Origin of the sequence: Janthinobacterium algoris (assembly GCF_051380935.1) — a bacterium.
Lineage (GTDB): Bacteria > Pseudomonadota > Gammaproteobacteria > Burkholderiales > Burkholderiaceae_D > Janthinobacterium.
The window spans coordinates 57,773-80,355 of record NZ_JBNYXZ010000014.1 but is presented as its reverse complement, the minus strand read 5'-3'; the positions used below and the strand labels follow the sequence as shown (position 1 = coordinate 80,355).

The following is a 22,583-nucleotide window of genomic DNA, read 5'->3' as shown; positions in this document are numbered from 1 at the left end:
ACGTTGAAGTCAGGCGGGAGGATGCTCGGCCAGCAGGCGCTGCGCCGCGGCCAGCACTTCCGGCACGCCGGGCGGCGCACCCTTGTCGCCCAGGTTGATGATGTTCGGCGACCAGTTGCCTTCCGTTTTCCACAACGGCGAATCAGCATAGATTTCCACCGTCGGGCGCAGGAAGGCGGCGGCGATATGCGTCAGGCCCGTATCGACGCCGATCACCAGTGCCGCGTGGCGCGCCAGCAGGGTGGCGTCGCCCATCGACAGCTTCGGCAGCACGCGCGCGTTCGGCAGGCTGGCCGCCAGTTGTTCGGCTTCCGCCTTTTCCTTGGGCGAACCCCAGGGCAGCAAAATCGGCATCGGTGCCAGCGCATGGCCGAGGGCGATCCAGTTCTGCGGCGCCCATTTCTTGGCGTCGCGCGCCGTGCCGTGGAAATATACGCAATACGGCGCCTCGCCCATCCAGTCCGGGCGCGGCTCGCTGCCTGCCAATACCGGCAAGCCGAAATCGGCCGGCGTATCGGCCGTGTAGCCGAGTGCGGCGGCGGCCACCAGGCGGCCGCGCGCTACCGCATGCGTGCGCGGGTCGAGCGGAATGCTTTTCGTGTGAAAAATGCGCGAAATGCCTTCGTAGCCGGAACCTTCGCTGCCATTCGCCAGGCCGACCTTCTGTCCGCCCGGCGCCAGGCGCGCGGCGCCCATGATGATGCCCGTCTTGAGCAAGCCCTGGGTATCGAACACATAATCGTAATGCGTCTGGCGCAGGCTGCGGAAGAAGGCGGCGATTTCCGCGCGCGTCTCCTTCTTGCCCAGGCTTTTGCGCCAGCGCCGCAGCGCGAACGGGAAGATGGTATTCACACGGGGGTTCAGGCGCACCAGGCTGGTGTAGCCTTCCTCGACCACCCAGTCGATGGTCGCATCTGGATAATGGCGGGCGATGTCTGCCACCATCGGCAGGTTATGCAGCACATCGCCCAGCGAAGATACCCGCACCAGCAGGATTTTCAAGGGCGCCTGTGCGCCAGATTGACCGGCCATGCTGTCAGAAGGGCAGAACGGCGTCAGGCTTGGCGGCCAGGATCACGCTCTTGAACTGTCCCTGGATGCGCGCCAGGGCTTGCGGCGTTTCCGCTTCGAAGCGCATGACGATCACCGGCGTGGTGTTCGACGAACGGGCCAGGCCAAAACCGTCCGCGTACTCCACGCGCAAGCCGTCGATGGTGATGATCTGTTCATTGCCGGGGAAGACGGCGTCGCGGCGCAGCATGTCCATCAGCGCGACATTCTCGCCTTCCTTCAATTCCAGATGCAGTTCCGGCGTGCTGTCGGACTGCGGCAGAGAGTTCAACAGGGCCGAAGGATCTGCTTCGCGGGTGAGGATTTCCAGCAGGCGCGCGGCCGAGTACAGGCCGTCATCGAAACCGTACCAGCGGTCCTTGAAGAAGATATGGCCGCTCATTTCGCCGCCCAGCGGCGCACCCGTTTCACGCAGCTTGGCTTTCACCAGCGAGTGGCCCGTCTTGTACATCAGCGGCACGCCGCCATGCTTGCTGATCCACGGTGCCAGGTGGCGCGTGCATTTCACGTCATACAAAATCTGCGCGCCCGGATGGCGAGTCAGCACGTCGGCGGCAAACAGCATCATCTGGCGGTCAGGGTAGATGATCTGGCCATCCTTTGTGACCACGCCCAGACGGTCGCCATCGCCGTCGAAGGCGATGCCGATTTCCGCATCCGTCTCGGCCAGGCAGCGGATCAGGTCTTGCAGGTTTTCCGGATGCGCCGGGTCCGGATGGTGGTTCGGGAAATTACCATCGACTTCGCAGAACAGTTCGATGACGTCGCAGCCCATGCCGCGGAACAGGTCGCCGGCAAATGCGCCGGCCACGCCATTGCCGCAGTCGACGGCGATCTTGATCGGGCGCGCCAGCTTGACGTCACCCAGGATGCGCTCCAGGTAGGCGGCACGGATATCGTGCGTGGTGTAGCTTCCCAGGTTGGCAACGTCCTCGGTACTGGCGCTGCCATCGTGGGCCACGATGCTGTGGTACAGCGCCTGGATCGCTACACCGTGGATCGCTTCGCCCGCCAGCACCATCTTGAAGCCGTTGTAATCGGGTGGATTGTGGCTGCCCGTGACCATGATGCCGGAGCGCGTGTCGAGCACGTTCGTGCCAAAGTAGACCATCGGTGTGGCTACCACGCCCAGGTCGATCACATCGACGCCGGCGGCCTGCAAGCCCTGCGCCAGCGCCGCCGTCAGTTCAGGCCCCGACAGGCGGCCATCGCGGCCGATCACGACCCGCTGCTCGCCCTTGGCCAGGGCCGCCTGGCCAAATGCCTGACCGATCTTGTAGGCCACGCTGGCATCGAGGGTTTTAGCGATGATGCCGCGAATATCGTAGGCCTTGAAGATCGTTCTGGACAATGGAAGCATGGTATGGGCGCTATAAGTAAGGGTATCAATAGGGTGCCTGGCAAGGTGCAGCATGCGACTGGCAGCTTGCCACTGCGCCAAGAGTATACCGAATTATACGCGCAGCAGATCGATGGACTTGCCCGATTCCACCCACTGCCTGACCCACAGCGGCTGGCGGCCACGGCCTGTCCATTGTTCAGTTGCATTGTCAGGATGGCGGTAACGTACCGCGACTTTGCCCGTGCGCGGGTGCAAGCCATCGAGTATCAGCTGTTTCAGCGGAATGCCCGCTTGCTGCGCGATGGCCATGATCTGTTCGCGCGCCTTGTTCAAGTCTTCACGCTCGCGGCTGTTCAATTCCTGCTTCACATTATCTTCCAGCTTGCGCAATTCCAGCATCGTCATCGTTGACAGATCCATCCGGTATATCCTTTACATTGTTAAATAATAAAATCACGTGGAATATACTACATTGCATAAACATTTGCGCACCGTTGCATAATCCATCGCCAATTGAATCACGGCCCCGGATTTATTTCACGGCCCAACATTAAGATTAAATGAAGAGTATGCAGGCAGCACGCGTGGAAAATGCGTAAACATGGATGATTGGCATTCCGGCAGGTCTGATGGGCGTGCTGGCAAGGCCGGCATGGCGAGGTCATCCATTCCAGCGAGCGAGCCATAAAATGATTATCGATATAAAACAGCGGGACATTCAGCCACAGCAAATGCCAATACAGATTAACCGGCGCCCGGATTTATCCTGCCGAGCAACCATTGGCGCAATCAGGCGCCAGCAAAGAATGCACCCAACGACTAAGGGCAGCCATGCTTATAATGCATGTGCGTAGTTCACTTCACCTCGGTACCTATGAAAACTTACTTTATCGGCGATCTGCAAGGCTGCCATGCACAAACCGTCGAACTGATCGAACGGATCCAGGCGGCGGCAGAAGGCCCATACCGCCTGCTGTTCGCGGGCGACCTGATCAATCGTGGCCCGGCATCGCTGGCCACCCTGCGCCATGTGCATGCGCTGGCGCAACAGGGCCTGGCCGACAGCGTCCTGGGCAACCATGACTTGCACTTGTTGGCCGTGGCCAACGGCATCCGCCCGGAGCATGCGTCCGATACGCTGGCCGAGATCCTCGACGCGCCCGACCGCGAGGAATTGATTACCTGGCTGCGCCACCGTCCGCTCGTCTTGCAGCATCAGGGCCATGTGCTCGTGCATGCAGGCTTGCTGCCGCAATGGAGCGCCTCGCAGGCCCTGTCCCTGGGCGAGGAAGTGTCCACCATGCTGCGCAGCGATGGCTGGGTGGCGTTCCTGCGCAGCATGTACGGCAACGAGCCGGCTGCCTGGCGCGACGACCTGCAGGGCGCCGACCGGCTGCGCTGCATCGTCAACGCCATGACGCGGCTGCGCTTTTGCACGCCGGGCGGCGTGATGGACTTCAAGATGAAGGAGAGCGGCAGCGCGCCGCCGGGCTCCGGTCTGCTGCCCTGGTTCGACGTGCCGGGCCGGCGCAGCGCCGGCGACACCATCGTCTTCGGCCACTGGTCGGCGCTGGGACTGCAGTTGCGGCCCCACCTGATCGGCCTCGATAGCGGCTGCGTCTGGGGTGGAAAACTCTCCGCCGTGTGCCTGGAAGACCGCTCGCTGCTGCAAGTGGACTGTCCCGCCTTCCAGCAGCACAGTGGCAAGCGGTAAGTGCCAAGTGATACGCATGGCGCGCATATGCTTAGTCGAAATCGGTCGTTTGCCTTGCCGCCCAAGCCCCGTATGATGCAGCTTTTGCCTGTGCCATCCCATGCATCCTGATACCGACAGACTGGCGCGCTGGCTGCTCGGCAGCCTGGAGCTCGACACCGCTGTCCTGCATGTGGGCCAGTACTGTGGCCGCTGGCGCGCTTCCACGGCGGGCCGGGAACTGGGCAGCTTTCACCTGGTGCTCGATGGCCACTGCTATTTGCATTTCGATGGCGCGGCGCCGATAGCGCTCGGCCCGCGCGATGGCGTCTTCCTGCTGCGCGACTTGCCGCATTTCCTCAGCCCCCACAGCGATCCGCTGCAGGCGGTAAGCGCGCAAGCCATGCTGCCGCTGCAGGCGCTCACGGAGCAGCCGGCGACGGCGCTGGCCTGCGGCTTCTTTCAATTTCGCGGCGCCCTCTCCGCGCTGATCGTCGACTCCTTCCCGCCGTATCTGCTGATACGCGGCGATGCACCCGCCTTCAGCGCCGCCGCCGCGCTGTTCGACCTGATCCTGGCAGAGGCGGGCGGCGATCCGGAACAGCCGTCGCCACTCATCGCGCGCCTGGTCGAACTGCTGTTTTTTTACCTGATCCGCCATGTGGCGCAGGGCGAACAGGTGGCAGCCGGCCTGCTGTCGCTGCTGCACCAGCCCGCATTTTCGCCGCTGCTCGAACGCATGCTCGACGCCCCCGCCGACGACTGGTCGATCGAGAAAATGGCCAAAGCGGCCTGCATGTCGCGCGCCAGCTTCTGCAAGCATTTTGCCAGCGCCAGCGGCCAATCGCCGGCCCAATTCCTGCTCCTGCTGCGCATGAAGATCGCCGCGCGACGCCTGCACGAAGGCGTCTCCGTCGAACGCGCGGCCGAACTGGTGGGCTACCGCTCGCACGCCGCCTTTACGCGCGCCTTCAAGCGGGTCACGGGCGAGCAACCGGGTGCCTACCGCCGCGACCAGCGCCAGCGTCAACTGGCCAGCTGAAATCAAGAATCGCACATTCGCAGACGAACGAGCACAAAAGGACGACGCTGACGTCTGTTACCTGCACGGCATGGCCGATATAATGGCTGGGTGACTTACTAACTTAGCAAGGTACCCCATGCCCCGTCTGACGCTGCACACTCTCGATACCGCCCCGGCCGATAGCCGCCCCTTCGTGGAAAAGGCCATCGCCAACAACGGCTTCCTGCCTAACCTGATCGGCGTGCTGGCGAATGCCCCGCTGGCCCTGGAAACCTATCTGACCGTCTCCGGCATCAATGCACGCGCCAGCCTGACGTTAATGGAACGCGAAGTGGTGCAGATCACGGCCGCGCGCATCCATGGCTGCGACTTCTGCATCGCCGGCCATAGCGCCATCTCGCTGAAAAAAGCGGGACAGACGCCCGATATCGTGCGCGCCCTGCAGCATGGCCAGCCGACGGGGGACGCCAAGCTGGACGCTGTCGCCGCCTTCGCCACGGCCGTCATCGCCACACGCGGCGCCGTCAGCGACGCCGAATATCAAACCTTCCTGGCCGCCGGCTACAACGAGCAGCAGGCGCTGGAAGTGGTGCTGGGCATCTGCCTGGCTACCCTGTGCAATTTCTCCAACAGCCTGGCCGGCACGCCCGTCAATCCGCAATTGACGCCCTACCTGCCCGGCGCCGTCTGACATGGGCAAGCTCACTGACTGGCTGCACACGCATGCCGACCAGCTCGACCAATCGTCGGCACTGGCTGAAACCATCCTGCCGACGCTGGCCAGCGACCAGTTGCTGGCCATCGGCGTGCCGCAGGAACATGGCGGCGCGGGCGGCGACGTGCGCGACGCCATCGATGCCATCGCCAAAGTGGCCGAGCAATCGGTGACAGCGGCCTTTGTCTTCTGGGGCCAGCGCTGCTTCATCGAATTCCTACTGCAAAGCGAGAACCGCGCGCTGGCCGAGCGCCGCCTGCCAGGCCTGCTGGCGGGCACGCAGGCGGGCGCCAGCGGCCTGTCGAACGCCATGAAATTCTTGTCCGGCATCGAGCAGCTGCAAATCACGGGGGCGCGCCAGGATGACGGCTTGCTGGTCGACGGCGGCCTGGCCTGGGTGACGAATTTGCGCAAGGCGGGCTTTGTCGCCGCGGCCGCCGTGGCGCCCAACGACGGCGCGCCACCCGTCATCGTCGCCTTCGACAGCGGCACGGCAGGCGTCAAGCGCAGCGACGACCTGGACCTGATCGCCCTGCGCGCCAGCAATACGGCCTCCGTCAAGCTGACGCAGGTGCACATCCCCGCTGCGGACATCATCAGCGACAATGCGCCAGCCTGGCTGCCGCAGGTGCGCCCATCGTTCCTCGGCATGCAGTGCGGCCTGTCGATCGGCCTGGCGCGCGCCAGCCTGGCGCAAGCGGCGCAGATTTCCGCCGGTTCGCGCAACCAGCTCACGCCGCGCATCGAAGCGCTGCAAGCGACCCTGGAAGCCGCTGTCGCTGCCTTGCTGGCCGGCGTGCACGATGGCCGCTTCAAGACGCAGGCGCCAGCCATGTTCCGCCTGCGCATACAACTGGCCGACGTGCTGCAGCAAGCCTTGATGCTGGAACTGCAAGCCATGGGTGGACGCGCCTACCTGAATGCCGAACAGCAGGGCTTTGCGCGCCGCTGGCGCGAGTCGTCATTCATCCCCATCGTCACCCCCAGCCTGACGCAATTGCAGGCAGCCTTGCAGCTGTTCGATAGCCAGCAGGCGGCTAAGGCTGCAGGAGCGCCCGCATGACGGCAGCAGTGGAAGCGCAAGACTGGGCGCTGCAGGCGCAGGATCTCAGCTACGCCTATCCCGCCACAGCGCCCGTGTTTCAGCATGTCTCGCTGGGCGTGCGCAAGCGCGAAATCGTCTGCCTGCTGGGCGGCAGCGGCTGCGGCAAATCGAGCCTGCTGCGCGTGCTGGCCGGCTTGCAGCCGCCATCGACGGGAGAGATCCAGTTTCTCGATGCGACCATGCGCGAACCGGACCCGCGCAGCGCCCTCGTGTTCCAGCAGGCGAGCCTCTTGCCCTGGCTGAATGTCACGGGCAACGCCGGCTTTGGCCTGGATTTCAAGCACCAGCCGCAGTTGACGCGCGAAGCGCACCAGGCGCGCGTGGCGCAAGCCATCGAAGCGGTGGGCTTGAAGGGCCGCGAAAAGCTGTATCCGTCCGCGCTGTCGGGCGGCATGGCGCAGCGCGTGGCGCTGGCCCGCGCGCTGGCGCGCGAACCGGAACTGCTGTTTGCCGACGAGCCGTTTTCAGCGCTCGACGCCATCACGCGCGCCGAGATGCAGTCGCTGCTGGTCGACGTGGTGCACCGCTGGCACACGGCCGTGCTGCTGGTCACGCACGATATCGATGAAGCGATCCTGGTGGCCGACCGCATTTTGCTGATGGGCGGCAAGCCGGGCAACATCATGCGCGAATGGCCCGTCGCCATCGCCCAACCCAGAATCGGCCACAGCGCCGAGGTCATCGCCCTCAAGATGGACATTCTGGATGCCCTGCAAGCGCTGCAAAAGCAAGATCAAACGCCCGCCTTTGCTCCCAATTAATCGACCGGAACTTTTCCATGACATTCGAAGATCAAAACAAACCCCTGCACATCTGCGCCTCTTCCGATTGCGATTGCGGCCTGACCCGGCGCGACTTCCTGCGCATGTCGGCCTTGGCCACGGCCAGCGTCGCCTCGCCGCTGCTGTTCGCCGGCGACGCCATGGCCCAGCAAGGTCCGAAAGGCGACGACCAACCCGTGAAAATCGGCTACCTGCCGATTACCGACGCCACTCCGCTGCTCGTCGCCCACGCCCGTAAAATGTTTGAAGCGGAAGGCTTGCAGGCGGAAACGCCACGCCTGTTCCGCAGCTGGGCGCAAATCATCGAAGCCTTCGTCGCCGGCCAGGTCAACGTCATCCATTTGCTGTCGCCCGCCACCCTGTGGGTGCGCTACGGCGCCAAGTTCCCGGCGAAGGTCGTCGCGTGGAACCACGTCAATGGCTCCGCGCTGACGGTGGCTAACGAGATCAACAAGGTCTCCGAGTTGGGCGGGCGCACGGTCGCCATCCCCTTCTGGTACTCGATCCACAACATCCTGCTGCAGCAAATCCTCAGCGCCAACGGCCTGACGCCGGTCACACGCGCGCGCAACGCGGCCATCAAACCGAATGAAGTCAACCTGATCGTGCTGGCGCCGGCCGAAATGGTCTCGGCCCTGGCCAGCAAGTCCATCGCCGGCTACATCGTGGCCGAACCATTCAATGCGGCGGCGGAAAACGCCGGCATCGGCAAGATCCTGCGCTTCTCGGGCGACGTCTGGAAAAACCATGCGTGCTGCGTCACGTTCCTGTCCGAGCGCGACATTAACACGCGTCCGGAATGGTCACAGAAGGTCACCAACGCCATCGTCAAGGCGCAATTGTGGACGCGCTCGAACCAGGTCGATACGGCCAAGCTGCTGTCAAACGTGGGCGAGCATCGCTACACGCCGCATCCGCTGCAAGTGCTGACCAAGGTGCTGGCCACCACCGATTACGCCAGCTACGAAAAACAGGGCCTGATCGTGCACAAGAACTGGCAGCAGCGCCGCATCGACTTCCAGCCGTATCCGTTCGCGTCGTACACGGAAGAACTGGTGCGCGCCATCGGCCGCACCAAGGTTGAAGGCGATACGCGCTTCCTGGCCAAGCTCGATCCGAAGTTCGCCGCGCGCGACCTGGTCGATGACCGCTTCGTGCGCAAGGCCATCACGGCCGTCGGCGGCCCTGCCGCCTTCGGCTTGCCGGCCAACCTGCTGCGCAGCGAAACCGTGGCGGTCTGACGATGGCAAGCAAGTTGTTCACGAAGTTCGGACTGCCCCTGGTGGGGCTGGCCTGTGCCTTGCTGCTGTGGTCCATGGGCGTGACGGCGCTGGAGAAATCCACGCCCATCGCCACCGCCTTTGCACCGCTGCCCACGGCGCTGGCGTTCCGGGAAATGCTGGGCGGCGCGGATATCTGGCTGCACGTGGTGTTGAGCCTGCAACGGGTGGCTGTCGGCCTGGGGCTGGCGATCATCATCGGCGTGCCGCTGGGCGTGCTGGTGGCCATGTCGAAAAGTTTTTCCGGTGCGGCCATGCCGCTGTTCCAGCTGCTGCGCATGATTTCGCCGCTGTCGTGGATGCCGATTGCCGTGATGGTGCTGGGCGTGGGCGACGCGCCCGTGTACTTCCTGCTGGCGTTTGCGGCCATCTGGCCGATTTTGCTCAATACGGCGGCCGGCGTGGCGCGCCTCGATCCGAACTGGCTGCTGCTGGCGCGCAGCCTGTCGGCGACGCGCAGCGAAATCGTCTTCAAGGTGATTTTGCCGGGCATCACGGCCGATATCCTGACGGGCGTGCGCCTGGCCATCGGCATCATCTGGATCGTGCTGGTGCCGGCGGAAATGCTGGGTGTGTCGGCCGGTCTCGGTTACTTCATCCTCGACACGCGCGACCGCCTCGCATATTCGGAACTGATGGCCGCCATCGTGCTGATCGGCATACTCGGTTTCATCCTCGACTACCTGGCCCGCGCCGCGCATGCACGCTGGCTGCACGTGAAGAACTAAGCCAATCAGCTAGGCAGCTTTTCCAGCGGCAGCGCGGCGGCCACCGCCGCCTGCGTTGCCGCCGCCAGTTCGCGGCGGTGTGCGTCCAGCGTCGCCACTGGCGCCAAACAGGTCAGGCGCGCCGTGATGGGCGGGCCGCTCAAAATCGCCACCATGCTTTGCGCAAAGCTCATGTCGCCGATAAAGTCGACGGCATGATGCAAAGCTCCCTGGCCATCCACATACACGAGCGCGAACGGCTGCACCGGCACTTGCGCGTCGATGGCCGCCTCAAACAGATTCGCGTGAAACGGCAGGATTTGTCCTTGCGCGGCGGTCGTACCTTCGGGGAAAAACGCGATGCGCTCGCCCGCCGTCAATTTATCCACCAGGCCCTGGAAAATCAAACGCAGGTCGCGCTTGCTGCCGCGCGAAATGAAGATGGTGCCGGCGCGTCCCGCCAGCCAGCCAAGAATCGGCCAGGCGCGGATTTCCGCCTTGGCGACGAAACGGCAGGGGTGGACGGCATTGATGACGAAGATGTCGAGCCACGAGACATGGTTCGCCACCACCATCGCATGGTCGAGTGCAGGCACGCTGTCTGCCGGATGCACCACTTGCACGCCGCAGATATCGAGCAGCTGCGTCGACCAACGGCGGATGCGCCGGTTGCGCCCTTCCAGGTCCAGCCAGGGAAAGAGCACGGCGCTCTTGGCCATGCCGCAGCTCAGGTGGATAACGATGCGCGCGAGGCGGTAGGTAAGCAGAAGTTTCAAATCACACCAACAAATAAACCAGAACCGAAATCCGGGAGCAGACAAGGGATGCCGGGGCAGCGTGCCCCGGTCCATGGATCTGATTTTTAACGCTGAAACGCCACCTGTCCAGCCACGATGGTCGCCTTGACGATGCCGCTCAGCTCATAGCCGAGGAAAGGCGTGTGCTTGCCCTGGCTGGCCAGCGACGCCGACGATACCGTCCAGCGCGCGGCCGGATCAAAGACGCAGATGTCGGCCGCTTCGCCCACGGCCAGGCTGCCGGCCGGGATGCCGGCGACACGGGCCGCGTCGGACGTGACCTTGGCCACGGCGCGCGCCAGCGGACGGGCACCGGCTTGCGGTTGCGCCAGCGCGTAGTCGTCGGCCCATTTCAAGGCCAGCGACAGCAGCAGTTCCAAACCTGTGGCGCCGGGCGACGCTTCGCCGAAGGGCAGCAGTTTTTCATCGTCGTCGACTGGTGTATGGTCCGAGCACATCGCGTCCACCGTGCCGTCGAGCAGGCCGGCGCGGATCGCATCGCGGTCGCGCTGGCTGCGGAACGGCGGCGTGACGCGCGCGTTCGAATCGAAAAAGCCGATATCGGCGTCCGTCAAGTGCACATGGTGCACGCCAACGTCGCAGGTGACCGGCAAGCCTTCGGCCTTGGCAGCGCGTATCAGTTCCAGGCCCGCCGCCGACGAGATGCGGCACAGGTGCACGCGCGCGCGGCTGGCGCGCATCAATTCAAAGATCGTATGCAGGGCGATGGTTTCGGACATCACGGGCACGCCGGACAGGCCCAGGCGCGACGCCAGCGGGCCACTGTGGGCGATGCCGCCACGGCCGATGTGCGGATCTTGCGGGCGCAGCCAGACCGTGTAGCCGAAGGTGTTCGCGTACTGCATGGCGCGCAGCAGCACGGTGGTGTCTTCGATTGGCTCTTCCGCCTGCGCAAAGCCGATGCAGCCCGCTTCCGTCAATTCCGCCATTTCCGTCAGCGACTTGCCCTTCAAGCCCATGGTCAGCGCGCCCAGCGGGTGCACGTGGGCCTTGTTCTGCGTCTTGGCGCGGTATTTCAGCATCTCCACCAGGCCCGGCTCGTCGAGCACGGGATCGGTGTCGGGCGGGCAGACCAGGCTCGTGACGCCGCCCTGCAGGGCTGCCTGCAATTCCGATTCCAGGGTCGCCTTGTATTCGTAGCCCGGCTCGCGCAGGCGCGCGGACAGGTCGACCAGGCCGGGGGAAACCACCAGGCCGGCCGCGTCAAAGGTGGTGTCGGCGGTAAAACCGGCCGGGGCGCTGCCCACGGCCAGCACTTTGCCATCGGCGATAAACAGGTCTTGCAAGCCATCGATGCCGTTGGCAGGGTCGATCAGATGGCCGTTCTTGATATGTAGTGTCGTCATGCTCGCTTACTCGTCCTTGGGCTATCAGCCCTGATTACCAGCCAAAATACTCATCACCGCCATGCGCACGGCGATACCGAACGTCACCTGCGGCAGGATCACCGCCTGCGGACCGTCGGCCACGGCCGAATCGATCTCCACGCCGCGGTTCATCGGGCCCGGATGCATGACGATGGCGTCCGGTTTCGCCAGCGCCAGGCGCTCGGGCGTCAGGCCGTAGCTCTTGAAATACTCTTGCGCCGAGGGCAGCAGTGCCCCGCTCATGCGTTCATTCTGCAGGCGCAGCATGATGATCACGTCCACGCCCTTCAGACCTTCATCCATGTTGGTGAAGGTGCGCACGCCCATTTGTTCCAGGCCGCCCGGCAGCAAAGTGTGCGGACCGATGGCGCGCACTTCGGGCACGCCCAGGGTGGTCAGCGCATGGATGTCGGAACGGGCCACGCGGCTGTGCAGGATGTCGCCCACGATGGCCACCGTCAGATTGGTGAAATCCTTCTTGTAGTGGCGGATCGTGTACATGTCGAGCAAACCCTGGGTCGGGTGCGCGTGGCGTCCGTCGCCCGCGTTGACGACGTGGACGTGCGGCTGCTTCGTGTCGATCAGGTGCTTGGCGATCAGGTAGGGCGCGCCCGACTGCGCGTGGCGCACGACGAACATGTCGGCATGCATGGCCGACAGGTTGTCGATGGTGTCGAGCAGGGACTCGCCCTTGCTGGCCGACGAAGCCTGGATATTCAGGTTGATGACATCGGCCGACAGCCGCTTCGAGGCGATTTCGAAGGTGGTGCGGGTGCGCGTGGAGTTTTCAAAGAACAGATTGAAAACGCTCTTGCCGCGCATCAGCGGCACCTTTTTCACATCGCGGTCGGATATGCCGACGAACGAAGAAGCGGTATCGAGGATGTGGTTGACGATAGACTTCGGCAAGCCTTCAATCGTCAGCAGATGTTGCAGTTCGCCGTGTTTATTCAGTTGCGGATTAAGCATGGTGGGTATCTATGGTGAGCGTGAATTTTCCATCGTCGGCTTGCTTCAGGACCAGGGCCTGGCCAGGCGGCACGGCAGTGAAGGCGGCCACGAAATCGGCAGCCACCGGCAACTGGCGCTCGCCGCGGTCGACCAGGGCGGCCAGCATGATCTTGGCCGGACGGCCATAGTCGAACAATTCATTGATGGCCGCGCGCGTGGTGCGGCCCGTGTACAGCACGTCGTCGACCAGCAGGATGGTGGCGCCGGCCACGTCAAAACTGATTTGCGTCGGCTTCACGTCGGCATGCAGGCCCTTCTGGGCGAAGTCGTCGCGGTAGAACGACACGTCGAGCACGCCCAGGCGATCAACCAGGTTCAGGTCGCGCGCCAGGCGTTCGGCCAGCCAGGCGCCACCCGAATGGATGCCGACGATGGCAACGTTGGGGATGCCCGCCAGGCCGCTCTGCACCTGCTGCAGCAAGACCGCATACAGGGCCTCGGCGTCGAGTTGGGAAGGATTCGTAAGATGCGGCATAGAGTTCTTAATCATTCAGGGATGGAGGGCTAAGGTCAGATTAATAATTCGCGTCGAAATACTGTTGCAGGATGATGGCGGCGGCGCGGTCGTCGATGACTTCGCCGCGCTTGGCGGTAATCACGGCCGAGGAATACCGTTCGTCGACCAGTTCCACCGGCAGGTTGAAGCGGCCATGTACCTGGTTGGCGAAACGGCGGCAACGCGCGCTCATCTCGTGTTCGGTGCCATCCGGATGGCTGGGCAGGCCCACCACGATGCGGCTCGCGCCCCACTCCTTGATCAGGCTATCGATGGCGGCAAACTTCGGCTCATTCGCCGTGGCCGTGATCACGCTGAGCGGCTTGGCCTGGCAAATCATGGTATTGCCGATGGCCACGCCGATGCGTTTCAAGCCGAAATCGAAGGCGAGGATGGTGTCGATGGCGTCACTCGTCACAGCATTTTTCCATAATAAAGATCAACATAGGTGGTGTCAGAAACCGTAGCGAGCAAGCTCAATGTCGGGTTGAGTAGCGGAGCTGTACAAAGGTACAGCGAGCAACGGATGCCCGAAAGTGGGCTGCGCAGTAGGTTTATGGCATCCACCTCATGCGTGTCCGGCTTCCGATGCCAACATGAGGGGATCGATGCCCAGCAATTTGATGGCCGCCACGTAACGCTGCTCGATGGGGAAGTCGAACAGAATGTCGGCCGAGGCACCCACCGTCAGCCAGCCATTGCGGCCGATCTCGTCTTCCAGCTGGCCCGGGCTCCAGCCCGAATAGCCGATCGACACCAGCATGCGCTGGGGACCATCGCCCTTGGCGACAGCTTCGAGCACGTCGATCGAGGTGGTAAACGCGATTTCATCCGTCACCGTCAGCGATGAGGAATAATGCGCGCCCGGCGTATGCAGCACGAAGCCGCGGTCGTCCTGCACGGGGCCGCCAAACATGATCGGCTCGTTGATGATGGGCGTGTCGCTGCCAGCCTCCAGTTTCAGATCGATGCGGTCGAACAGCACTTCCATGGTCATGTCGGTGGGTTTGTTGATGACGACGCCCAGCACGCCGTTTTCATTGTGCTCGCAGACGTACACGACCGTGCCGCCGAAGATCGGATCTTGCATGGCCGGCATTGCGATCAGGAAGTGATTGGCCAGATTCAAGGTGGAGGAACCGGTCGCGGCAGGCTCTCCCACACCCTGCATCAAACGATGCCCTAGTAGAGTCTGGTCGATTTTACTCTTTTTCATACGCGATGCTCTCTCTGTGGGCTTGCTGGCAAGTCTCGCTTACCCCGCTATCGTACGCCTGGCGCAAGCTGCCGCGAATATTGGGCGGCGCGCACCGTGATGCCAGGCGCTATTCTTGTTATATTGTAAATTAATTATTTATTCGCTGCGCCCTGCGGCAACATCCTGCACGCTCAACGACTTGCTCAATGGCTTGTTCAATATCAAACATCGCTTTGCCTGCAGACGCATTTCAATGCCAATTGAAAAATTGATTGCACAATCGCTGTCGCATATAAAGCACCACGAACATACCCGGTAGTTTACACTGAATTGCGGCCGCAGAGACGCCAAAGGCACGACGCGCGCGCCCACAAAGCCCTGTTGGCGGCAAAAAATAACCTATCTTTGACCCTGAACACGCAAAATAATGACAATCAAGACTTCCCTGGTATGGTTCCGGCGCGATCTGCGCGCATTTGACCATGCTGCACTGCATCACGCCCTGCGTCAGAGTCAGGCCGTGCATTGTGTCTTCGTATACGACACCGCCATCCTGGCAGCGCTGCCGCGCCGCGACCGGCGGGTCGATTTCATCCATGCCAGCGTGGCCGAACTGGCCGGCGAGCTGCGTCAGCTGGGTGGCGACCTGATCGTGCTGCACGCGGACGCCGCCGAAGCCATCCCGCGCCTGGCCGCCGAGCTGAACGCCGACGCCGTGTTTGCCAACCACGACTACGAGCCGCAAGCGATCGCCCGCGACGCCAGGGTAGCCGCGGCGCTTACGCGCGACGCGCGCCTGTGGTTCAGTTTCAAGGACCAGGTCATCTTTGAAAAGGACGAGGTGCTGACGCTCTCGGCCAAGCCGTACACGGTCTACACGCCGTACAAGAATGCCTGGCTGAAGAAAATGCGCGCCGAACCCGGCTGCCTGGCGCCGTTCGATATCGAACCGCACGCGGCCAGCCTGGCGCCGCCGCGCACCGGCACGCCTGCCCCCCTGCCGACCTTGGGCGAGCTGGGTTTCGAAGCGAGCAACCTGGCCGAACTGGCCATTCCCACGGGCATGTCGGGCGCCGGCAAGCTGTTCGAGGATTTCCTGCCGCGCGTGGCCCGCTATGACGTGGCACGCGATTTTCCTGCCCTGAAGGGGCCGTCCTACCTGTCCATGCATCTGCGCTTCGGTACCGTATCGCTGCGCTACCTGGTGCGCACCGTACTTGACCTGATGGACCGGGGTAGCGGCGGCGATGGCGCCCCCGTGTGGCTGGCAGAACTGATCTGGCGCGATTTCTACGCCATGATCCTGTACCAGAACCCGCATGTGGAAGGCGGCGCCTTCAAACCGGCCTACGACGCCATCGCCTGGGAAACGGGGCTTGACGCCGATGCCGCCTTTGCGGCCTGGTGCGAGGGGCGCACCGGCTATCCGCTGGTGGACGCGGCCATGGCGCAGCTGAACCAGACGGGCTATATGCACAACCGCCTGCGCATGGTCACGGCCTGCTTTTTGATCAAGGATCTGGGCATCGACTGGCGCCGCGGCGAAGCGTATTTCGCGCTGCACCTGAATGACTTCGACCTGGCCTCGAACAACGGCGGCTGGCAATGGGCTTCGTCGTCCGGCTGCGACGCCCAGCCCTACTTCCGCATCTTCAACCCGATCACGCAGTCGGAAAAATTCGATGCCAGCGGGCGCTTCATCCGCCGCTACCTGCCGCAACTGAAGGCGCTGGGCGACAAGGAAATCCATGCGCCCTGGCTGGTGCCACGCATGCTGCTCGAGCAAAAAAATATCGTGCTGGGGCGCGACTATCCGGAACCGCTGGTACAGCACGACGAGGCGCGCAAGGAAACCCTGGAGCGTTATGAAGTCGTCAAAGTGGTCAAATAAGGCAGCTGGCGGGAGCAAAGCCGGGCGCCGCCACTGCCGTCAGGTGGCATCGGGTGGCGTGAACGCGGTCCAGGCCGACCGCCAGGCGCCGTGCGGAAGTTTCGCCTGCATGGAAATGGAGAGTCCCCCCGTTCCCAGCGGGTCACCAGGCTGCCATGGCGCATTGTCCAGCTTATTGTCCAAACTCAGTGCCCGCGCCCTTCCCACGTCCACATTGATCATTTCCCTGGTGTCATAACCGACTTCCAATATGGGATGCAGCACCCTCCCCACACCTGTCAAATACAAGGTATCGACATGGACATCGGGTTGATCAAAACGCTCATATAGCCGCGTCGCGGCGGAGTTGAATCCCTTGCCCATGGCGATGCCGATGGTGGCCGGGCCATCGCATCCCAGCAGCGCGGCGAGTGCCCAATAGTCATGATCGGACATGAGCAGCCTCGCCAGGCAGCGTTCTATCCATGCTGACTCATCGGCTCTGAACGCATTCCAGTAGGGCTTCAGCGAGTTTTGCAGGTAGCCCACTTCGTGCAGCGCCCCGACGAGGTTGATTTGCCTGTCGATGGCGTCGATATTTTGCAACAGATGGGCTGCTGCCGCGGCGACCGCATGCTCGCCTTTGGCCGTGGCTTTGTCTTCGAGTTTTTTCAGTTTGGCGTGAAGGCTCATTATTTTCCTGGCGCGGCGATGCACGCCTGTCATGGTTGCCGAGGTAGTTCGGAACCCGCCCCCGTTTGTAAGCGCCGCACTTCGGCCAGCAATTCCTCTTCCTGGAACGGCTTGCCGAAATACGCATTCACGCCCAGCTCGAATGCGTGCGCGCGGTGCTTGTCGGCGCTGCGCGAGGTAATCATGATGACGGGGATGGCGCGCGTCTTGTCGTCGCTGCGCACATTGCGCGTCAAGTCAAAACCGTCCATGCGCGGCATTTCCACGTCGACCAGCAGCAGGGCCGGCACGGCAGCGGCTTCCAGCGCATGCAGCTGTTCCAGCGCATCGACGCCATCCTTGGCCAGCAATACCTGGTAGCCTTCGCGCTCGAACAAACGCTGCATCACGCGGCGCACCGTCAGTGAATCGTCGACCACCATCACGCGCACGGCTGGCACGGCCAGTGCGCTGGAAGCGGCATGTTGTTCGCTGCTGGCCAGCGCATATTGCGACAGCAGTTCCGGATGATGTTCCAGGTGCTGCGCCAGCGCCACCGGATTGAGGATCAGCACGATATCGCCCGTGCCCAGCACCGTGGCGCCGGCGATGCCCGGCATGCGCGCCAGCTGCGGCCCCACATGCTTGACCACGACTTCGCGGTTGCCCACCACGTCATCGACTTGCAAGGCCAGCCGGTCATTGCCATTGCGCAGCAACAGCACGGGTGCATAACGCTGCGTGGACTGCGCCGTCGGCGTCTCGCCCAGCATGGCCGACAGGTGGTGCAGCGCCAGCGACTGCCCGTGCGACTCGACGCACCCGGCCGCCCGCACCTGCTCCAGCTGCGCGCCTTTCAGGTGCAACACCTGCTCCACCAGCACTGATGGCAAGGCATACGTCTTGCCGTTCGCCGCCAGCAGCACCACTTGCGTAACGGCCAGGGTCAGCGGCAAGTGGATGGTAAAACGCATGCCCAGTCCCGCCTGCGTCAACGTTTCCACGCGCCCGCCCAGGGCCAATGCCTCGGAACGCACGATGTCCATGCCAACACCGCGTCCGGCCAGTTCCGTCAGGCTGTCGGCGGTGGAAAAACCGGGCTTGAAAATCAGCTCGGCCGCCTGCGCGTCGGTCAAAGGCGCATCCGTCGCCACCAGGCCGGCGCCGTGCGCCTTGGCGCGGATGCGTTCCAGGTCCAGCCCCGCGCCATCGTCAGAAAAAGCGATCGCCACTTCATTGCCCTGCTGGCTGACCTGTATCAGCAGCTCGCCCGTCTCGTTCTTGCCCCCGGCCAGGCGGGCATCGCGCGGCTCGATGCCGTGCACGATGGCGTTGCGCAGCAGGTGCTCGAAGGGCGCCGCCATGCGTTCGAGCACGCTGCGGTCGATTTCCACGCCACCGCCCCGGATATCGAGATTGACGCGCTTGTCGACTTCCTTGGCGCTTTGCCGCGCCACGCGGAACAGGCGTTCGGCAATGCTGGCAAACGGCACCATGCGGATCTGCATCAGGTCGCGCTGCAGCTCGCGCGTCAGGCGCGCCTGCAGCACCAGGTCGTCCGTCACCGCATCGACGCTGTGGCTGAGGTTTTCATGGAACGAGGCCACGTCGTTGACGCTTTCAGCCATCATGCGCGTGAGTTCCTGCAAGCGCGTAAAGCGGTCGAATTCGAGCGGATCGAAATCGCGCTCGCTGCCGACGGCCATGCGCGAGGCGATCTGCGATTCGGCCTGCATTTCCACTTCGCGCAGCTGGCGGCGCAGGCGCGCCAGGTTGTCGGAAAACTCGGACAGCGAAGCGCCCAGCACGCCCACTTCATTTTCCATCTTCGAGCGCGTAATCGACACTTCGCCAGCCTGGTTCACCAGACGGTCGAGGATATCGGCGCGCACGCGCACCAGCGCCGCCTTCGGTTCGGCCGCCGGCGTGTCTTCCATGCCTGGCAAAGGCAGCAAGGGCTGCTGCAACTGTTCGAACAGGTGCAGCGCATGGTCGTAATGGGCCAGCAATTCATCGAAAGCCTGCGGTGTGGCGGTACCTGCGTGCAGCATGTTTTCGATATGCGTCTCGATTTCATGCGCATGCTGGCCCAGGCGCATGGCGCCGGCCATGCGCGCGCTGCCTTTGACGGTATGCAGGGTGCGCAGCAGCATCTGCGCCTGGCCGCTGTCGTGCGGCTGCTGCTGCCAGCTGCGCAGCGCCTCGCCGATCTGCGGCAGCAGGTCGGCGCCCTCTTCCAGGAAGACGGACAGCAAATCAAGGTCGAGTTCATCGCTGATGCCGGCGCTCGCCGCCAGCAGCGCAGCCGCATCGGCCGGCATGATGGTGGGCGCCGGCGCTTCCGGCTCCACGTGCTCCAACGGCGGCGAGTGCTCGAAACCGGCGTCGAACAGGTCATCGCTGGCGCCACTGTCCTGCGTCGGCGTCGGCACCAGCGCTGCGGGCGTGGCTGGCGTGACTGGCGTGGCCGACTGCAGCGCATCGGCGACGATGCTCGCATACGTTGCCTCGAACAAGGTCTCGAGCTGCGCCGCAGGGATCTCGGCCAAGGCGTTGGCCTGCGCTTCGGCAGGCTGCGCCGGCGTGCCGACGATGCTGGCGTAAGCGGCGGCAAACAGGGCGTCGAGCTGCTCTTCCTTGCCCGCTCCTGGTGCCGCCGTCAATGCGCGCCACAGGGTGTTGAGCGCTTCGATCATGTCCGGCTGCGATGGCGCCAGGTCGCCCAGCGCAAACGCCTGCAGCATCTGCGCGATGCGCTGCGTGGCCTGCTCCAGCACATCGTGCTGCGCGGCGCGCAAGCCGGCCAGTGGCGGCACCACCGTCTCGATCACCGTCTCGAGCGCGTGCGCCAGGTCGCGCAGAGATTGGAAGCCGACCGTGCCGGACGTTCCCGCCAGGGTATGCACGGCTTGCAGCGCCTCCGCGCTGACGGCGCGCTGTTCATGCCGCCATTCGCCGAAGTCGCGCGTCAGCACGCGCAGCAATTCATCCGTCTCGGCCAGATAGATGTTGTACAAGGGAAGGCTGATGCGCAGTTCGCCGACATGCTTGAGGTGATCGTCAGGCGCTTCGTGCGCGGCGGGCGCCGTGGCGGAAGGAAAACCGATCACATTGCCATTGCTGGCAACGGGCGCGGCCGGGCGCGGCTTGCGCAGTTCGAACGGACCGCCTTCGCGCACGCGCTCGGCCGCCGCCAGCAGCATGCCGGCCTCGCGCTCGCGTCCTGCGCCGCCTTCCAGTTCGGCCACCCATTCGCTGAGCTGGTACCAGCCGTAATTGAGCAGGGTGAACAAGTCGTCGCTGGCAGGGCGCGCCTCGGCCAGCCAGGTATTCATGACACGCTCGATGGCGCCGGCGGCCTCGGCAAACTGCGCCAGGCCGATCATGCGGCTACTGCCTTTCAGGGTATGGAACGAGCGGCGCAGCATGGCCAGGTGGTCGCCGCTGGCGGCCTGCTCGCGCGGCAGGGCCAGCGTGGTATCGATAAAGGCCAGCACTTCGCGTGCTTCGGCGATGAAGATGTCGAGCATCTGCGCATCGACATCGGTCACTGCCGGCGCGGCATCCATGCCGGCAGGCGCGGCGGGCGCCAGGGCCTGGTCGAGCAAGGGCACCGGCACGACGCCGGCGGCGGCGACTTTTTCAAAGGGCAGGGCGCGAAAGGTACCGGCGGCGGCATCGAAATGGAAACGCCCGCTGGCCGCCTGCGCGTTGCGGCCCAGCATATCGATAAAAAAGCCCAGCGCGCTGACATTTTGCGCGATCTCGTCGAGCGCGTCGGCGTGCGCCTCCGCATTGGTATCCGCATTGGCGTCACCACCGGCCAGCTGCCGCACGGCCGCGTCGACCTGCAGCACGGCGGCGCGCGCATCGTCCTGTCCCAGCCCGGCCAACTGCTGCTGCAACTGCCCCAGCACGGGCGCGACGCAATCCAGGGACCCCGCTACGCCACGCGAGGCATCCGCGTAGTACGCATTGAGCACCTTTTCCACCTGGCGCAGGCCCGTCTTCATGTCCTCGGCCAGCGCGGCGACGGTCTGTCCCTGTTCGATCTGGCGCGACAGCTCGCCCGCCGTGACGGGCGGCGGCGCTTCGCCAGCCAGCAGCGCCTGCAGGCGCGCGGCAATGGTTTCCGCATTGCCGGCGAAATCGTCGGGCAGGCGGCGCACCTGCTCCAGGCCCGTGTCGGCAAACAGCAGCGCCATGCCGATTTCATTCGCCAAGGCCGCACTGCGCCCGCTGGCCACGGCTTGCCGCGCCACGGCCGCGCATTCGCGCAGCAGGCTGGCCAGGGCCGGCTGCTTCAAGATGTCGGTCTGCGCCGCCACCTGCTGCAAGGACTGTTCGAATGCTTCGTCCAGGTCAGGATCCAGGTCGGCTTGCGCCAGACGGCTCCAACTGGCGCGCGCCTGCGCCAATGCCGTGCGCGCGCCTTGCAAGGCATCCTGGTCGACCTGGCCGTAGCGCCGCGCTTCCACGTCGGCGGGCACCAGCCCCTCCAGCGCAAAAGCGGCACGCAGCTGGCGCGCCTCCGGCGTCGGCTCGGCGGCGGAGGCGATGAAGAACAAGGCGTCGCGCAGCATCGATGCAGGCAGGCTGGCCGTGCCCTGCGCCAGGCGGCGCAATTGCAGATTGATCAGGCCGAACAACTGTTTGATGTTGAGCGTGCCCATGCCCTCGCCGCTGGCCGCCAGTCCTGCAAACGCCTGCATGGCGAACCAGAAGGTACGCGCCGGCGCTTCTTGCTGCGCGGCCGCCACCAGGGTCAGGGTGGCGTGCAGGTCGCCCGCATGCTGGCGCCGCGCCGCGTCATCCTGCGCCTTCAGGAAAGGCAGCAAGGACTTTTCAAAGCGCCCGCGCCAGGCCGGATAATCGGTCACCAGGGGAGCGTCCGCCAGCGCAATGGCATGGCCTTCCAGCATAGCCGGGGGCGGGAAAAACAGGTCGGCCGGGTGACTGCGCTCGGCGCCCAGCATGGTTTGCAGGTCGCGGTAGTAGGGGAACAAACGCGTCGGCTGCGGCGGCGTGCCGGCCACCAGGTCTTCCAGGTATTCGATCAGGGCCTGATACAGCCCGGCGACGATCTGCGCATGGTCGAGCGTGTATTCCAGGCTGCCGTCGCGAAAGCGCGTCAATGCCTGTTCGGCGCCATCCGTCAGCAGGCTGGCACCGGCCACGTCCACCATCACCAGCGCGCCATGCGCCTGGTGCAAGTGCGAGCGTGCATGCTGCAGTGCCGTGGCGCGTTCCTCGCGCTCGCGGCCACCCGCTTCGAACAGCGCCGTTTTCGAGCGGCCCAGCGCTTCGCGGATTTCCAGCATCACCCACGACAGGGGTTCGCTGTCGAACGGCTTGGACTGCTGCGGACTATCAGGTGTGCTCATGCATGCCTCGGTAAAGAAATCGTAGCGCAAAAAATCGGTACGCACAAC

At 64.0% G+C, this 22,583-nt stretch carries 19 protein-coding genes; 8 read left to right on the top strand and 11 right to left on the bottom strand.

The annotated features are described in order from the left end of the window. Positions 1-9: 9 nt before the first annotated feature. From waaC to ACQ4W7_RS20185, 3 genes are all read right to left on the bottom strand, one after another. Positions 10-1,032 (bottom strand): lipopolysaccharide heptosyltransferase I, encoded by a 1,023-nt coding sequence (gene waaC, locus ACQ4W7_RS20195; protein ID WP_436532765.1) that lies wholly within the window; start codon positions 1,030-1,032, stop codon positions 10-12. Between the two features lie 4 nt (positions 1,033-1,036). Continuing rightward, positions 1,037-2,431: a phosphomannomutase/phosphoglucomutase gene (locus ACQ4W7_RS20190; protein ID WP_436532763.1), complete on the bottom strand. Its 1,395-nt coding sequence runs from the start codon at positions 2,429-2,431 to the stop codon at positions 1,037-1,039. A gap of 93 nt (positions 2,432-2,524) precedes the next feature. After that, entirely contained in the window at positions 2,525-2,833 is a 309-nt protein-coding gene (locus tag ACQ4W7_RS20185; protein WP_077408468.1) for an H-NS histone family protein, read from the bottom strand. Positions 2,834-3,287: 454 nt separating this feature from the next. On the opposite strand from ACQ4W7_RS20185, the gene ACQ4W7_RS20180 reads away from it, so the two are divergent. The 7 genes from ACQ4W7_RS20180 to ACQ4W7_RS20150 all read left to right on the top strand — a co-directional run bounded on the left by ACQ4W7_RS20180 (position 3,288) and on the right by ACQ4W7_RS20150 (position 9,740). Next, the gene (locus ACQ4W7_RS20180; RefSeq protein ID WP_436532761.1) at positions 3,288-4,127 is read left to right on the top strand and encodes a symmetrical bis(5'-nucleosyl)-tetraphosphatase; all 840 of its coding nucleotides are present in this window, start codon (positions 3,288-3,290) and stop codon (positions 4,125-4,127) included. Positions 4,128-4,227: 100 nt separating this feature from the next. Continuing rightward, positions 4,228-5,148, top strand: coding sequence for an AraC family transcriptional regulator (locus ACQ4W7_RS20175; protein ID WP_436532759.1), 921 nt, complete (start codon positions 4,228-4,230; stop codon positions 5,146-5,148). Positions 5,149-5,266: 118 nt separating this feature from the next. Further along, entirely contained in the window at positions 5,267-5,821 is a 555-nt protein-coding gene (locus tag ACQ4W7_RS20170; RefSeq protein ID WP_436532757.1) for a carboxymuconolactone decarboxylase family protein, read from the top strand. A gap of 1 nt (position 5,822) precedes the next feature. After that, the gene (locus ACQ4W7_RS20165) at positions 5,823-6,908 is read left to right on the top strand and encodes an acyl-CoA dehydrogenase family protein (RefSeq protein ID WP_436532755.1); all 1,086 of its coding nucleotides are present in this window, start codon (positions 5,823-5,825) and stop codon (positions 6,906-6,908) included. Beyond that, positions 6,905-7,711: an ABC transporter ATP-binding protein gene (locus tag ACQ4W7_RS20160; protein WP_436532753.1), complete on the top strand. Its 807-nt coding sequence runs from the start codon at positions 6,905-6,907 to the stop codon at positions 7,709-7,711. Before ACQ4W7_RS20165 ends, ACQ4W7_RS20160 begins: the two co-directional genes overlap by 4 nt. A 17-nt stretch (positions 7,712-7,728) precedes the next feature. Beyond that, on the top strand, positions 7,729-8,973 hold the full coding sequence (locus tag ACQ4W7_RS20155) for an ABC transporter substrate-binding protein (RefSeq protein WP_436532751.1): 1,245 nt from the start codon (positions 7,729-7,731) through the stop codon (positions 8,971-8,973). A gap of 2 nt (positions 8,974-8,975) precedes the next feature. Then, the gene (locus ACQ4W7_RS20150) at positions 8,976-9,740 is read left to right on the top strand and encodes an ABC transporter permease (RefSeq protein ID WP_436532749.1); all 765 of its coding nucleotides are present in this window, start codon (positions 8,976-8,978) and stop codon (positions 9,738-9,740) included. Between the two features lie 5 nt (positions 9,741-9,745). Here the strand turns inward: ACQ4W7_RS20150 and ACQ4W7_RS20145 are convergent, their stop codons facing one another. The 6 genes from ACQ4W7_RS20145 to ACQ4W7_RS20120 all read right to left on the bottom strand — a co-directional run bounded on the left by ACQ4W7_RS20145 (position 9,746) and on the right by ACQ4W7_RS20120 (position 14,582). After that, positions 9,746-10,495 carry a lysophospholipid acyltransferase family protein gene (locus ACQ4W7_RS20145; RefSeq protein WP_436532747.1) on the bottom strand — a complete coding sequence of 250 codons (750 nt, stop codon included), beginning with the start codon at positions 10,493-10,495 and terminating at the stop codon, positions 9,746-9,748. Positions 10,496-10,581: 86 nt separating this feature from the next. Beyond that, positions 10,582-11,883: a dihydroorotase gene (locus ACQ4W7_RS20140; protein ID WP_071075540.1), complete on the bottom strand. Its 1,302-nt coding sequence runs from the start codon at positions 11,881-11,883 to the stop codon at positions 10,582-10,584. Between the two features lie 24 nt (positions 11,884-11,907). Continuing rightward, a complete protein-coding gene (locus tag ACQ4W7_RS20135; protein WP_034746695.1) occupies positions 11,908-12,873 on the bottom strand; it encodes an aspartate carbamoyltransferase catalytic subunit in 966 nt (321 codons plus the stop codon). Then, positions 12,866-13,390, bottom strand: a complete 525-nt coding sequence (gene pyrR, locus ACQ4W7_RS20130) for a bifunctional pyr operon transcriptional regulator/uracil phosphoribosyltransferase PyrR (protein WP_426072064.1) — start codon at positions 13,388-13,390, stop codon at positions 12,866-12,868. Before pyrR ends, ACQ4W7_RS20135 begins: the two co-directional genes overlap by 8 nt. 40 nt (positions 13,391-13,430) lie before the next feature. Beyond that, positions 13,431-13,814: a Holliday junction resolvase RuvX gene (ruvX, locus tag ACQ4W7_RS20125; RefSeq protein WP_426072181.1), complete on the bottom strand. Its 384-nt coding sequence runs from the start codon at positions 13,812-13,814 to the stop codon at positions 13,431-13,433. A 165-nt stretch (positions 13,815-13,979) separates the two neighbouring features. After that, complete coding sequence (locus tag ACQ4W7_RS20120) at positions 13,980-14,582, bottom strand: YqgE/AlgH family protein (protein ID WP_426072180.1); 603 nt, start codon at positions 14,580-14,582, stop codon at positions 13,980-13,982. 454 nt (positions 14,583-15,036) lie between these two features. Here ACQ4W7_RS20120 and ACQ4W7_RS20115 point away from each other — a divergent pair, with 454 nt between their 5' ends. Next, on the top strand, positions 15,037-16,500 hold the full coding sequence (locus ACQ4W7_RS20115; protein ID WP_436532744.1) for a cryptochrome/photolyase family protein: 1,464 nt from the start codon (positions 15,037-15,039) through the stop codon (positions 16,498-16,500). 39 nt (positions 16,501-16,539) lie between these two features. Here ACQ4W7_RS20115 and ACQ4W7_RS20110 read toward each other — a convergent pair whose 3' ends face one another. Together ACQ4W7_RS20110 and ACQ4W7_RS20105 are read right to left on the bottom strand one after the other, a co-directional pair. After that, positions 16,540-17,172, bottom strand: a complete 633-nt coding sequence (locus tag ACQ4W7_RS20110; RefSeq protein WP_436532742.1) for a hypothetical protein — start codon at positions 17,170-17,172, stop codon at positions 16,540-16,542. Between the two features lie 29 nt (positions 17,173-17,201). After that, entirely contained in the window at positions 17,202-22,535 is a 5,334-nt protein-coding gene (locus tag ACQ4W7_RS20105) for an Hpt domain-containing protein (protein ID WP_436532740.1), read from the bottom strand. Positions 22,536-22,583 lie beyond the last annotated feature (48 nt).